Origin of the sequence: Brevibacillus borstelensis, from assembly GCF_003710865.1 — a bacterium.
In the GTDB taxonomy this organism is placed as follows: domain Bacteria; phylum Bacillota; class Bacilli; order Brevibacillales; family Brevibacillaceae; genus Brevibacillus; species Brevibacillus borstelensis.
Genome location: NZ_RHHO01000003.1, coordinates 1 through 12,077 on the forward strand (window position 1 = coordinate 1; position 12,077 = coordinate 12,077).

A 12,077-nucleotide genomic window follows, 5' to 3' on the forward strand; every position below is an offset into this window, starting at 1 on the left:
ATCGACTGACGAGTTCACCACATGGAGCGGCCCGGTGATCGTAGAGCAGGGCTCCAATCCGACTTCCCTTTACGATCCAACATTCCAAACTCCATTCACAGTGCCGCCGACGATCTACCAGACGAGTTCTGCTGTACGTTACTACGGCATCCTGAATCAACAGCCCACCGTCACCCTGACGACCGCAGATGGACAAGTGCTAACAGAGGGAGCGACCCTGCAGGTTGAGGGGTCGACCATTGATTACGACGTTGACAACAATGTGCTGGCCAAATACCAAATTAATAACGGGCCAATACGGAACTTACAATCAGGCTTATCCGATGGGGTAACGCCTATTTCTTTTGCCCGGGGCCTTACCTACAGGAACAAGCGGATTTGGGACGGAGTTACAGATGTGATCGGAGTGGATCTGGTCGAGGACGCAGAACACATCCTCAGGGTCTGGGCTGAGGATGACCAGGGCGGCAAGTCGGCAGAGGTTATCCGCAAATTCCGTGTTGTTTGGAACCGCCCGCCAGCGATTGATGGACAAAATGAAAATCTGGGTACGTTAATGGTTCCGCCGTCGAAGAACTACACCGTGACGGAGCCAGAGGGCAACCCTTTCACTATTACCGAGAAGATTAACGGCGTGGTTATTCGAACCTTTGAAGGTGTAACAGGGCGACAGGAAACGGTAACCATTCCGCATGATCGATGGATCAGGCTGGACCTGAACACGCCACATGAATTGACCGTAGAGGCAACCGATAATAACGGGCTGACGTCGACCAGAACATTTACTTTTATCCGGATGGAGACGCACATCGAATTCCTTCTGAACTTCGACGACCCGACGGTTGCAGCTCACTTCACTCCTGATGGGATGCCAAAGCGTGTGCTGGTGACGCTGGAGAGGTATCTCCCCCCTGGAGCAGTCGTTGAAAGTGTGAAAGTTTGTAACAACGCTCTCGATAATGTCCCGACATGGGAAGATGCCACGGCAGCTGTAACAACCGGAAGGGGATATCTATTCACCAACCAGACAAAGACTGCTGACAACTGGCGCATAGATATCTGGGTGGTCATAGCCAAGGGCACCGCCACTGAGCGCGTCAGACTGGACGGATTTGGAGGTGCATTCGATTGAGTTTTAAAACCCAAAACGTAAAGCCGATATCTCAAATCCGGCAAGATCAACAGACAGATCCTGTTCTCACCTTAGGTCAAGAGATAGTCTCCCTAAAACTAAGCAATATGGAGAAGGACACAATTATTCAGACGCTTGGCCAAGAATTAGCTGCAGTAAAGCTTGAGTTGATTCAATTGAAAGGGGGTGAATAAGCGATGGCGTTCTGGAACCTGGCGTACAAATACAAATGGGTAACAATTGATAAACTCCGCCTGGTCGTAAGGACAGAGAGCAACCCGTTCGGCGAGATCACGCCAGAAGAGTTCAAACAGATCACTGGCCAAGATTTCTAAACGCCTTTTCTCAATGTGAGAGGTGCTTTCCATGCAGCACGACAGGAGCTCGCCCCGAACCGATCGGGGCTATTTTTTCTGCCCCGAGGGGGTGAGGAGGAAGATGAGCAGATGAAATTATTACAGAGTCTAGATAACGTGGTTACCCCCGCCAACGGATGGGCTGCAACCACAGGAGCTGTCCTGTCTCCAATGCTGCAGTACTTATACGGTAGTAATCGTCAAGACATTCTCGTAGTCCTTCTTATGATGATAGGCATGGATTGGGTTACAGGGATTCATGCAGCCAAGAAGGATAAAACATACTCTTCAGAGTATGGGCTGGAACGGATTCCACGAACTCTCTTTCTTGTAGCACTTCCCGCGCTTGCCAACTTGCTCGACAAGGTAATGGGCACACCTGGATTCCTTTTTTACGGGGTGACGTTCGGGCTGATCTACCACACATGGACGAGCCTGACGGCAAACGCAGCTCGCGCTGGCTGGCCTGTACCGAAATCTGTCGTTAATCTGGTTGGTTCCGAAATCAAAGCGAAGGCGGAGCGGGCCGCCAGAAAGGAGAACAGATAATTATGCAAATCACTGATATGCTGCTGACGAATAAAAACGCCCGGCCCGGAACACGGATCACACCCCAGGGCCTCGTCATTCACTGGACGGCCAATGAAGGTAAGGGCGCCAACGCCGTGGCCAACCGAAATTACTTCAACAAGCCGACCACGGTGGCCAGCGCCCATTACTGTGTCGATGACAAACAGGTCGTGCGCTGCTTACCGGAAAACGAGATGGGCTACCATGTCGGAGCGAAGTCGTACAAACTAGATGCCCTCAAACGTCTGAGCTCCTATCCGAACAACTGTACGATCGGGATCGAGATGTGCGTCAACTCGGACGGTGACTTCAAAGCGATGTACCAGCGAACGGTGGAGTTGGCAGCGGACATTCTGAAACGGTACAGTTGGGGCGTTAATCGCCTTTGGCGACATTTCGATATCACGGGTAAGAACTGCCCGGCTTACTTTGTTTCGGATGACGTAGCTCGTCGCTTTACGGGCCTTTCTGCCTCTCAGGCATGGGCCAAATTTAAGGATGATGTCCACAGGTTACTAACGTGTTATCCACAACAAACAACAAGTAAGAAGGAACCTGTCAGCGTCATTCTCCATCTGCCCATCAAAGGATACGTGTCCGATGGGGTGTCGTATCTGCCGATCCGAGCAGTAGCCGAGGCTGCTGGAGCAACGGTTGCGTTTGACGCCAACACCAAGCAGGTGACAGTTAACGGCAAGGACGTCACTGAAATGATCGAAAGCGGCGTTTCATACGCACCTGCTCGAAAACTGGCTGACGTACTCGGCCTTCAGGTGGAATGGGACGGCTCTACCAAATCTGTGATTCTGAAAGGAAGTGTGTAGCAATGGACTGGTTCACACTGATGATGATGTTTTTCCAGGAGTGGTGGCCAGTAATGGCCCTTTTCTTTTTTGTTGTTGCTGGAATGGCAGCCGATTTGTTTCCAAAGATGGCATTATTCATGCACGAGGTAGAGCAACGCTATCCAAAGGTTGTTGAGAGTCTGAACAAAAGGGAACAGTACGTTATCGATTGCTACGACAGACTACCTGCACGCATCAGAGCAGGATTTTCGGTACTTGGAGGAAAGCAGGCTTGGGCTTGGCTTGTCAGAGCTGGGAATGCCTACCTACTACGGAACCGAAATAGAAAATAATACAAAGTAGCCCTCCTTTAGAAAGGTCTGAGGGAGGGCAATTAATAGTTAATTCTTACCGTACTTTTTCAATTTATGGTATAATATTCTCAAAAACAAGGAGATCGATCGCCAATGTATGAAGGAAGGTTAAACAACTTAAAAAGGAATTTGAGTGATTTCTTAAAACAAATAAAACAGAAGGGTGATCAATACCATCTTCTGGAACAGGTGATTGTGAATAATTTGAAATTTAGCAAGCCTGATGATGTGATCACAAATATTGAGGAGGCAATTTATTTATACGATGCAAATCCGACATCTTTTTTTGACTATATGAGCTATGGTGGCATGTTTAACATTAATGATTTAGAGTTAAATCCGGGTGAATATAGAAAACTGCTTGAATTCATAAATAAACTAAAACTGACATATGGCGGTATTTTAGACGATTTAGTCCGTAAAAGTAAAGATCCTTTCATTATTGCTGGCTTTCAAACAAATATTAGAGAAGGAGAAACAACCCACTTACTAAGAATTATCAGAAACGACGGAGAAACATTTGAAACAAACTTTAAACCGGCAGGCATGTTAGTTTTATTATCTGGTTTAATTGAAAGTATTCGATTATCAATGGAAAAAGGGGTCTACAATATCAGCCAAAATGCCATTGATAGCTATTTAACTGAAAGCGAAGCAATGAAGCAATATATTCTGAAATTAATGGAAGAGAACAAACATGAATGAAGCTTGGTATGAATCAAAACTGTTTGTTGGCGCAGTTGGATGGCTGGTATCATTAATTACTTTCTATCTCGGTTATGTTATTAACAAAAGTAATCAGGAAAAAAATGACAGGCGAAATATTATAATTCTAATAACACAGACCAACTCATCATTATTTTCACTTATCTATCAATATTCTTTGAATCCGGCATCAATCGATTACGTGAAACTGAGAACAGAATTACTTAAAACCAATGTTATCTACGTCCTACCTCCAAAAATTAAATTACTTTTTCAAGATCTGTACACCATTCATCTATCAGGACCAGATTACTACACACAAAATAAACATCTAATACCTGGAAAATTACAAGGTATCGTTAATGAGTTGAATGAATATGGAGTTGATACCTTTGGGTATAAGTAATATTGATCAGTTTAAAAAAATCACTCTTGAAAAGGAGGCGACTAGGAACTATACTGAGTTCACTAAGGCGGTAGATGTACTAGATAGTTTAGGTTCAAATGATAAGATGCTTACCAATATTGACAATATGAGGTTAAAATTAGGTGGTCTACTTGAGACAGGTGTTATTGGGACCGATTCATTTGAACATCAGCTACTCGTAAGCGCCATCGATCAAGCAGTTAAAATACAGTTTAAAACAAAAAAATCTCTAGATGACATAGCAGAATTCTATCATACATATAATAACTTTAGGGACATTAGTATGCGGTTGGGTGGAGGTAATTAATGTTTAAAATAAATGAAGTGTTCTACCCGCACAAAACATACATCCGACTCAATTTTGAAGCAATAAAGTTAAGTTTGATGAAGCTCTGTGAGGAGTTTATTGATTACGGTAGTATATTTGTCCTTAAAGAAAAAGATTATTGGATCAGTGTGAACGATCTGGGAAAAGTTGAATTTTTTTACGACCAGCTCTCAGAAAATCAAAAAATCAACTCCATTGCTAATATAGAAAATGTTTTTAGAAGCTATGTTGATGACTTTAAAATAGTGCATTGAGTATAACCTTCTTATGGAGATTACCCGTTAGAAGGTATTTTTTTGCCTATCGCTTGTCACATGTTTCAGAGATTCCTATCGGTTCCCCTGACTATTTCCACGAGCCTTTGATCGATCGCTAGGTAGTGTTCCAGGACAGAACCAGATGTGATAATATGGATGCATCAGGCGCTGCCTAGATGTTTTCGAAAGCCGTTTCCGGGTCCGCCAAGACAGTGGAAGCGGCTTTTTCTCATCGAATTGCTATTTACTAAGTTTGTAGAGCATGTATTGATTCAAACTTACACCTTCCAGCTCCGCCTCAATAGCCAACTGCCGGTGTAATGACTTCGGCATGCGTAGGTTGATCTTACCGCTATATTCCCCCTGAGGTTCTGGAATCGGATCACCATGTTCCAGTTTGACTTCAAGCCAGCCACGCTTCGCCTCTTCCAAATTACTCAGAAGTTTCTCGACTGATTCTCCGTGTGAATGACATCCATCCAACTCCAGATATGTGCCGTAATAGTAACGACCAGATTCATCGTCCATCGGCTTAATCACAAGTGTGTAGGGTAAACTAAGGTAATGATTCAGGTCTTTGTTTGCCATAAATTTTGGCTGGGGTTATCATAAGGGTGTGGAGAGGGGAGGCGCCTACCTCCCGATTCTCTCCAGTACGTCTTTTACGTACACCGCCTTGATGGGATTGTGTTTTGGTATCGTGATAACGTCTCCGTTCTTGTTTCGGAAATGATGGTGTGAGCCGACTACTCGAACCATTATGTATCCGTGGTATTCAAGGACTTTGACGATTTCACTGAACCGAATCACGTTGGGGCGGTTTTTCATCTTTTCGATGAGTTTTTCTACCCCTGCCATACTAACCTCCTTCCATCATTATAGTACCACATTTGGTACCATATGTAAAGTGAGTTAGTGGAAAAACCTTCATATTTAGAAATTACATGCTTGAATACGGAACTTATGTTCGCATATAATACAAACAAACGTTCCTATTCGGAGGCGGACAGAATGAAAAAGTAGCTGCAACGCGCCATAGACCAGCAGCACCATATCCAGATAATTTACTTGGGCAGCAACGGCCAGACGACAAAACGAACCTTGCGGCCATTGGAGATCGTGGGCGACAGATTAAAAGCGTACTGCACCACGAGGCGAGCGCCGCGCGTGTTTTTGATCGACAATATACTGGCTGTGGAACTGGTAGCGCAACGGATGGAAGGGGCGGTGTGTTGAAGTGGCCTCTAAGATAAGCAACCCGACCGTTGGTCGTTTTGTCCTGCCGCAGCAGCGGGAACTGTACCTGCAAATGCGCGAGGACGAGAAGTTGGTGCCGATGCCAGCCCTTGAGCAAGACGAGCTGGAGTCGTTCCAGTACATAATTCGAGATGCGGCTCGCGAGGATTATGCCATCACAGTCACCTGGTGGCAGCCGACAAAAGGCGAGCTGGGCACAACGCGCAGCATGTGGGGCGTAGTAAAGTGGATAGATCAAAATGGACGGCGAATCAAATTGGCGAATGATGAGGACTGGTGGTGGATACCTATAGATGCTATCGTGTCTGTCCAGTCATAGCATAGTTGACCCTGCTCAGATGTGAGCATACCCGTCCCTGCTGTAATAGGACGGGTTTTTGGTTATGTCAGTACCTGTCCTTGTAAGGTGTTAAAAGCTGCGAAGAAGATTGATCCCGAAGTTACCTACGAGAAATTGTTCCCGCCAATGTAAAGCTCTCCTAACCCGGAGGGCTTTTTTGTCAGAAAAATGATAATTATACCCACCTTTGCTTGCATTAGGAAGAATATGCTATAATGAACAAGAACAAATGTTCTTGTTTTTGGGGAGAACACCAAGATAAGCCTCTTTGTCCCGGAAAAACCATAGGGGGCATGATTGTGGAAATAGATCTCTTGAGAGATAACATTCAAAAAGAGAACAAGGTTATTCGTTCCTTTTTTAGTGATCCTGAAAATAAGCGGATTTATGAAAAAGTGATCGAATCAAACAGGGAGGACTTGCTAGAAGAATTAAATAAACGGTTTAGGGAATTTTTCCTGGAAGTAAGATTGATAAAATTTATTTCAACAATAATTCATAATACCGTTATTGAACTAGACATACAGGCTAGAAAAAAAGCGCAATTCCTTGATCCGTATGATTCAGCGCTTCATGATAAATTGTCAACGCAAGAAGCATTGGGTGATAAAAAAGTTCTTTTCGATGATGAAGTCATTTCTAAAGCGTTTCAATCTCTAACTAATAATGAGAAAAAAGTCATAACACTCGCTTTTGTCAAAGAGTTGAAGGAATCGGAGATTGCAAAGCGACTAAATGTTACACAACAGGCGGTATCAAAAACAAAGCACAGAGCCTTGAAAAAGCTTAGAGAAACAATTCGAAAAGGGGAAAGATAAATGGGATTAGTGCCACTAATAAGACATGCGAAAGACAACGACAAGAAAGCCATGCTCGAGATATTTCAGATGTTTGAACCTAAGTTAAGGAAAGCGCTTAGTGCTGTACATCAAGACTTGAGAGATGATTTTAGACAAGAAGTCTATATTAGACTGATAAAGGCAATTAGAAATTACAATCTTACAAATACACTAGATATAGGCGAATACATAAATAAAAGAAGGAGAAGGCTTTCTTAGTAAGAAAGCCTATTTTCTACTATACTATATTTTATTTAACTATTAATAAAATTTCTTTTGTTTTATTTTCCCCTGCATTCCAATTTTTCAAAGTATCAAACGTATAATCTTTTGTATCTGGTATAACGGCTTTCAGTGTAGTTTCATTTTCCCAACTCATCGAAAGAATGGGAATAGAAAAATCAGAACTTGTTAAATTTATTAATTCGTCAGTGTTTTCAAGTTCAGCTAACGCAAACGAATCTAACTCAATAATCATCACGCTGTGTCTTATAACATCTGTACCTTCGTTTCTCCCTAGTAAGACTGCTAGATATTTATCATCAGGGGAGAATGCGCGTTCCATAAAAATGCTTCCTGAATGTAGGGGAAGGGTTTTTATGTCATTGTTCTTTATTTGTACTAAAGTATGATCGCAAAGTTTCATTCCACAACCATACCTGATGTCACTATAAATTGTTCCCGACTTAGATGTAAATGTTGTTGTTTCTACGCGTTTTAGTTCATTTGCTCTTTCATTTGAGTCGAACTGATCCAGGTACTTTTTTACTGAATCAATTTTTGAAATTGGAATCGCCACTGTTTTTGAGTCAAGATTAATTGTTAGCACCTCTAGCTGTTGGTCTCTATTTTGATTCTGTGTATTAGTCGAATCAGGAGACTTATTTGTTGAAGGTTGGCCGCACCCTGCTACGAGTAGCATTGTTAAAATAACCCAAAAGCAAATGGAATACCTTTTTTTCATAAAAACTCTCCTCTTTGGTTGTATTTTTTGGTTTAAATCCTTCTTTATCTTATGTAGAAGAAAAGGAGGAATGTAAATTGGCGATTTCAAAATCAATTAAGAAAAAATTGCTTGAGAGTACAGGTTTCTTTGAAGGAAACGACGGGTATTCCAATGTAACTGGTAATTTTGATGGACAGGGCTTGTCATTTGGTATCATTCAATTTAACTTTGGACAAGGTACGTTGCAGCCTCTTTTGAAAGAATACATTACTGACAATGAAGCTGAATTTAAGAGCATCTTCGGAACAAGTAAGGCTGCTACACTGAAAAAAGTTGTATTTGATTATAGCAAAAGCCAACAGATTAGCTGGGGGAACAGCATTACTAAATCTACAAAAACAGGTGAGGTTCTCTCGGAATGGAAAGAACCTTTCAAAAAAATGGGGGCTAAACTGAGTAATCAAAATCTGCAAATTAAATATGCAGAGGATTACTTCGATCGGGCTGAATCCATGGCTGAACAATTTGGCATTATTAGTACTCAAGGTCTCGCATTCCTTTTTGACCAGGCTGTTCAATCATGGAAATTCACAGCATCCCATTCTTCTATCGAAGATGAAATTAATGAATTACACCGTGCGCATAGAAAGCAGGAAGGTACGCGTCTCCCTGACAAAGATCGTCTGAGCGTACTCCTTGATTACGTAAGGGCAGGGGATGAAAGAGACCGCCGCCGAGCTATTATGAATGGATCTGGTAGAGTTCATGGGAAACAATACGATGTTGATGACTACGGTCTCTCTTATGACGATGAATTCTAAAACCAAGGGAATCCCCCTTGGTTTTTTGTTGCATAATGCACTTTCAACACACATTTCAGCAGTCTCTAACTCGCTTTTCCAATACCAATAAGGTAACTGGCCCATATTACATATATTGTAAACCGAGCTGTACAAAAAATCATTCCTCCGTTAGATCCATTTTAAGAACCGATTGAGAAGGGTATTTATCTTTGCAAACATTGCAAACCAAATTGCAAACCGCCTCCAAGGAAATGCGCGGAATACAACGGGATGAATAATTGAGTGAAAACATGGATTTATAAGGATTTCGTCGACACCAAAGTCTGCCGAGGAACCCAGCGGGATAAACCAAAAAAATGTTTTTTATCTTTCTTGCATGCGTGATGGTTCTGGGGATCGGAGTGAGCTCCTACGGCAATGAACTAAGTCCCTCCGCGATCCAATCCGCCGAGAACATTCACAACTCTGTGACTTCCCTCAACTATGACACAAAAGGCGAAAACGTTCAGTTCAAGATGCAAAACGGCAACTCCTACTCAAGTCGATAATCTACTCCTATCGATTATGCTCCAACTACAAGTTTTTTTAATCATATTGGTCATGGTAGGGAGTCTGTGCGCTTTTTTATGGGGGAGCGATCCCCAGGGTCAGTTGAAGCAATCCCACAAGGAAAGGGTGTACAAGGCGGCGACCGTCAGCTTTCATTAGCCGAGTCTTATGATGGGCAGCGTTGGTCGTTGCCGGAGAAAACATGCTGAAATTGAAGGTTTTTCTCATCTGCCTGGCTGTTATGCTGATCCTTTTCTCCGCTATTGGGGCATACGAGATGTATGCCATGGAACGAGCCATTGCCCGCAGCATTTACGCGGACGCCTTTGATGACATGCAGGATATTGGCTATCTGGAGCCGCAACTGGCTGATTATTATGTTCAAAGGATGCGAGACTTGGGGTGGGACGTCTCTGGGGACGCCTTCTCCGGGAGTCATCCGCGGATGGAAGGCATACGGGCCCGAAAGGAACGAAACGAAATGGTCACCCTCTCGCTTTCTGTTTATCCATCACGTCTTTCTCAGTGGATGAATCGGTTTGTGGAGGGGGAGAAGGCCTTTACGTTTACCGGAAGCCGTCCTTCCGAGTATTTTGACCCGGGGTGGTAACTATGAACAAAATCCTTGCAATCCTGGGACTGATGGTACTGGTACTGCCGCTGACCGTCCACGTATTAATGACAGGTCCCGATAATCTGTTGGCTGTGAGTATGCAGTTTTTCGAAAAGCTTCTGCATAATGTGACAAGGTTCGGTACCGAGTGATGGGACAAGTCATCACAGTATTTTTGCAGGTGATGGTGCTGCTATTGGTTCCGATGGGCATTTTGCAGGTCCACACAGTGGTTCAAACGCATAACGAATTACTGGAGGTAAGCGCCGCCGCAACAAAATACATCAGTAATCACGGAGGCCGAGGGGATGCGGAGGTATTGGGGAAAGTCCGTGCCTTTATGTCACAGGAACTCGCAGAAAAATCGTTAACCCTTTCAGAAGAGGAATTGATCATCCACATTCAGCGGAGTCGGGCAGCAGACCCTGTTCTGTGGAGCCACGAAGACGAATTTGTCCTTCAGGCAGAGCTTCCGTTTCCTCTCTTTGTATCTTGGCTTCCCGTCGAGAAAACGATGAGAGTTGTGCGGCATGGGACGGTGAACATGATGGACTATGATTTGTAGTCACTCTGTACACTTCAGAGCTTTACGGCGTTTGATCGTGGTCGCTGATCGTTTCACTGAATGAAACATCGACCAATAGATTGTTTGGTGATGCTAGATCTGCGGCGTATTTTGCATACGATTCCGGAGGGGATTTGTACGGGAATAAATATATTGTCCATTTCGGCGCTGCTGTTCTTTCTATTAATAGGTGTATTTGTGGTCGATGCCGATCTGGCGATGCAGAAAAAAACGGAAGTCAAAATGTTGTTGGAACTGTCCAATCATCACGCCACTTTTGCGATAAATCCGGTTTTGAAGACCGAAGGCGTCATTGACTTACTAGAAAAAGAAGCGTTAGATCGGTTCGACAGGCGCATGCTGGAAAACGGCGGATATCGTCGGGAAGGCAACAAGTATCTTCCGTCCGGGCACAGCGTTACGACGGATTCATTGTCATTTGTACGGCATTACATCGATTTTGTATCATGGCGAAACGACCACCAGCTATTTCTCCGTTTCAATGGATCGGACTTCTCGCTCGACAGGGTTGTTACAGGAGCCAGAAGGCCAGCGGGAGGACTCCTGCAAATCACGGTAATGACGGAAAAAGGAGAAGAGCTCCGGCTGGCCCCAAAAACGATGGTAGGCCCCTCTCATATCGTCGTTGCCTATGTGAATGAACGCCCTTTTGTTCCCGTGCTGCCAGCACATGCTTTTCCGGTGGTCAGCGTAGAGGAGGTCAAATGGTGAAAAAAGAGTTGGCGAGAGAGATCATTTCCTGATCCAAATCATATAGAGCTGGCTCCATTTTAGCGACTGCAAAACAAATGCGGTCGCTTTGTTTTTTCATCCGAGGTTTTTATCTGACCAATCCAACTACGAAGTACCCAACACCAAAATCCCCAGTCTGAGGTCCCCCTTCACAAGGTATTCAGCACGAAGACCCAGCCACGAAGTACCCAGCTACAAATGCTTCCAACCACGAAGTACCCAGCTACAAATGCTTCCAACCACGAAGTACCCAGCTACGAAATACTCAGTCACGAAGTACCTAGTCACGAAGTATCCAGCAACGAAGCATCCAGCACGAAGCACCCAGTCACAGAGTACCTAGCCAGGGTCCCAGCCCAAGATCCCGTCTTTGTCCCGCTACGAATCTATATCCTTTCCATATACCATAACAAGGAAATCGATACTTTTGAGAATGGGGCCTCTGTGTTAGCATAACGTCATAGTATCGCTGTCATGA

The 12,077-nt window shown here is 44.0% G+C and carries 21 protein-coding genes and 1 pseudogene; 19 read left to right on the top strand and 3 right to left on the bottom strand.

The window, feature by feature from the left end; all coding sequences use genetic code 11:
* The 10 genes and pseudogenes from EDM54_RS26850 to EDM54_RS02160 all read left to right on the top strand — a co-directional run.
* Nucleotides 1-1,132: pseudogene (locus EDM54_RS26850) on the top strand (DNRLRE domain-containing protein); the annotation flags it as partial.
* Nucleotides 1,129-1,326: an XkdW family protein gene (locus tag EDM54_RS02120; protein ID WP_122957679.1), complete on the top strand. Its 198-nt coding sequence runs from the start codon at nt 1,129-1,131 to the stop codon at nt 1,324-1,326. The pseudogene EDM54_RS26850 and the gene EDM54_RS02120, both read left to right, overlap by 4 nt.
* A gap of 3 nt (nt 1,327-1,329) precedes the next feature.
* Complete coding sequence (locus tag EDM54_RS02125) at nt 1,330-1,467, top strand: XkdX family protein (RefSeq protein WP_122957680.1); 138 nt, start codon at nt 1,330-1,332, stop codon at nt 1,465-1,467.
* A gap of 111 nt (nt 1,468-1,578) precedes the next feature.
* Nucleotides 1,579-2,037: a phage holin family protein gene (locus EDM54_RS02130; protein WP_024983783.1), complete on the top strand. Its 459-nt coding sequence runs from the start codon at nt 1,579-1,581 to the stop codon at nt 2,035-2,037.
* A gap of 2 nt (nt 2,038-2,039) precedes the next feature.
* Nucleotides 2,040-2,882: an N-acetylmuramoyl-L-alanine amidase gene (locus EDM54_RS02135; protein ID WP_122957681.1), complete on the top strand. Its 843-nt coding sequence runs from the start codon at nt 2,040-2,042 to the stop codon at nt 2,880-2,882.
* Nucleotides 2,883-2,884: 2 nt separating this feature from the next.
* Nucleotides 2,885-3,196: a hypothetical protein gene (locus tag EDM54_RS02140; RefSeq protein WP_122957682.1), complete on the top strand. Its 312-nt coding sequence runs from the start codon at nt 2,885-2,887 to the stop codon at nt 3,194-3,196.
* Nucleotides 3,197-3,310: 114 nt separating this feature from the next.
* A complete protein-coding gene (locus EDM54_RS02145) occupies nt 3,311-3,922 on the top strand; it encodes a hypothetical protein (protein WP_122957683.1) in 612 nt (203 codons plus the stop codon).
* Nucleotides 3,915-4,328 (top strand): hypothetical protein, encoded by a 414-nt coding sequence (locus EDM54_RS02150; protein WP_122957684.1) that lies wholly within the window; start codon nt 3,915-3,917, stop codon nt 4,326-4,328. The genes EDM54_RS02145 and EDM54_RS02150 overlap by 8 nt, the downstream gene beginning before the upstream one ends.
* Nucleotides 4,315-4,656, top strand: coding sequence for a hypothetical protein (locus EDM54_RS02155; protein WP_122957685.1), 342 nt, complete (start codon nt 4,315-4,317; stop codon nt 4,654-4,656). Before EDM54_RS02150 ends, EDM54_RS02155 begins: the two co-directional genes overlap by 14 nt.
* Nucleotides 4,656-4,931, top strand: a complete 276-nt coding sequence (locus EDM54_RS02160; RefSeq protein ID WP_122957686.1) for a hypothetical protein — start codon at nt 4,656-4,658, stop codon at nt 4,929-4,931. The genes EDM54_RS02155 and EDM54_RS02160 overlap by 1 nt, the downstream gene beginning before the upstream one ends.
* Nucleotides 4,932-5,174: 243 nt before the next feature.
* Here EDM54_RS02160 and EDM54_RS02165 read toward each other — a convergent pair whose 3' ends face one another.
* Both EDM54_RS02165 and EDM54_RS02170 read right to left on the bottom strand, forming a co-directional pair.
* Nucleotides 5,175-5,522 carry a type II toxin-antitoxin system HicB family antitoxin gene (locus EDM54_RS02165; protein ID WP_122957687.1) on the bottom strand — a complete coding sequence of 116 codons (348 nt, stop codon included), beginning with the start codon at nt 5,520-5,522 and terminating at the stop codon, nt 5,175-5,177.
* 45 nt (nt 5,523-5,567) lie between these two features.
* Nucleotides 5,568-5,792, bottom strand: a complete 225-nt coding sequence (locus EDM54_RS02170) for a type II toxin-antitoxin system HicA family toxin (RefSeq protein WP_122957688.1) — start codon at nt 5,790-5,792, stop codon at nt 5,568-5,570.
* A 177-nt stretch (nt 5,793-5,969) separates the two neighbouring features.
* On the opposite strand from EDM54_RS02170, the gene EDM54_RS02175 reads away from it, so the two are divergent.
* From EDM54_RS02175 to EDM54_RS02190, 4 genes are all read left to right on the top strand, one after another.
* Complete coding sequence (locus tag EDM54_RS02175; protein ID WP_255320371.1) at nt 5,970-6,170, top strand: WYL domain-containing protein; 201 nt, start codon at nt 5,970-5,972, stop codon at nt 6,168-6,170.
* Between the two features lies 1 nt (nt 6,171).
* Nucleotides 6,172-6,510: a YolD-like family protein gene (locus tag EDM54_RS02180; protein ID WP_122957689.1), complete on the top strand. Its 339-nt coding sequence runs from the start codon at nt 6,172-6,174 to the stop codon at nt 6,508-6,510.
* 236 nt (nt 6,511-6,746) lie between these two features.
* Nucleotides 6,747-7,349 carry a sigma-70 family RNA polymerase sigma factor gene (locus tag EDM54_RS02185; RefSeq protein WP_122957690.1) on the top strand — a complete coding sequence of 201 codons (603 nt, stop codon included), beginning with the start codon at nt 6,747-6,749 and terminating at the stop codon, nt 7,347-7,349.
* Nucleotides 7,350-7,589 carry a helix-turn-helix domain-containing protein gene (locus EDM54_RS02190; protein WP_122957691.1) on the top strand — a complete coding sequence of 80 codons (240 nt, stop codon included), beginning with the start codon at nt 7,350-7,352 and terminating at the stop codon, nt 7,587-7,589.
* Nucleotides 7,590-7,620: 31 nt separating this feature from the next.
* On the opposite strand, the gene EDM54_RS02195 is transcribed toward EDM54_RS02190, so the two are convergent.
* Entirely contained in the window at nt 7,621-8,334 is a 714-nt protein-coding gene (locus EDM54_RS02195; protein WP_122957692.1) for a hypothetical protein, read from the bottom strand.
* Nucleotides 8,335-8,411: 77 nt separating this feature from the next.
* Between EDM54_RS02195 and EDM54_RS02200 the strand changes: the two genes are divergently transcribed.
* From EDM54_RS02200 to EDM54_RS02220, 5 genes are all read left to right on the top strand, one after another.
* A complete protein-coding gene (locus EDM54_RS02200) occupies nt 8,412-9,137 on the top strand; it encodes a hypothetical protein (RefSeq protein WP_122957693.1) in 726 nt (241 codons plus the stop codon).
* Nucleotides 9,138-9,870: 733 nt separating this feature from the next.
* Nucleotides 9,871-10,278, top strand: a complete 408-nt coding sequence (locus tag EDM54_RS02210) for a hypothetical protein (protein ID WP_024984074.1) — start codon at nt 9,871-9,873, stop codon at nt 10,276-10,278.
* A gap of 2 nt (nt 10,279-10,280) precedes the next feature.
* Entirely contained in the window at nt 10,281-10,433 is a 153-nt protein-coding gene (locus EDM54_RS26325) for a hypothetical protein (RefSeq protein ID WP_003390325.1), read from the top strand.
* The gene (locus EDM54_RS02215; protein ID WP_024984075.1) at nt 10,433-10,846 is read left to right on the top strand and encodes a hypothetical protein; all 414 of its coding nucleotides are present in this window, start codon (nt 10,433-10,435) and stop codon (nt 10,844-10,846) included. The genes EDM54_RS26325 and EDM54_RS02215 overlap by 1 nt, the downstream gene beginning before the upstream one ends.
* A 90-nt stretch (nt 10,847-10,936) precedes the next feature.
* On the top strand, nt 10,937-11,578 hold the full coding sequence (locus EDM54_RS02220; protein WP_227278039.1) for a hypothetical protein: 642 nt from the start codon (nt 10,937-10,939) through the stop codon (nt 11,576-11,578).
* The last annotated feature ends 499 nt before the right edge of the window (nt 11,579-12,077 follow it).